The sequence below is a fragment of the Streptomyces sp. TRM70350 genome, assembly GCF_019219825.1.
GTDB lineage: Bacteria > Actinomycetota > Actinomycetes > Streptomycetales > Streptomycetaceae > Streptomyces.
Map to the genome: position 1 here is coordinate 1 of NZ_JAHUXH010000152.1, position 216 is coordinate 216.

Annotated in this window: 1 pseudogene; it reads left to right on the forward strand. The window is 71.3% G+C overall.

Annotated elements, in window-relative coordinates:
• Window positions 1-216, forward strand: a pseudogene (locus KWI83_RS38000) (acetyl-/propionyl-CoA carboxylase subunit alpha); the annotation flags it as partial.

The following is a 216-nucleotide window of genomic DNA, read 5'->3' on the forward strand; positions in this document are numbered from 1 at the left end:
GGTCGAGGGCATGGCCACGGCCATCCCGTTCCACCGCGCGGTCGTCAAGGACCCGGCCTTCGCGCCCGAACTCACCGGCTCGACGGACCCGTTCACGGTCCACACCCGCTGGATCGAGACCGAGTTCGTCAACGAGATCAAGCCCTTCACCGCCCCCGCCGATGTGGCGGCGGAGGAGGAGCCCGGCCGCGAGACGGTCGTCGTCGAGGTCGGCGG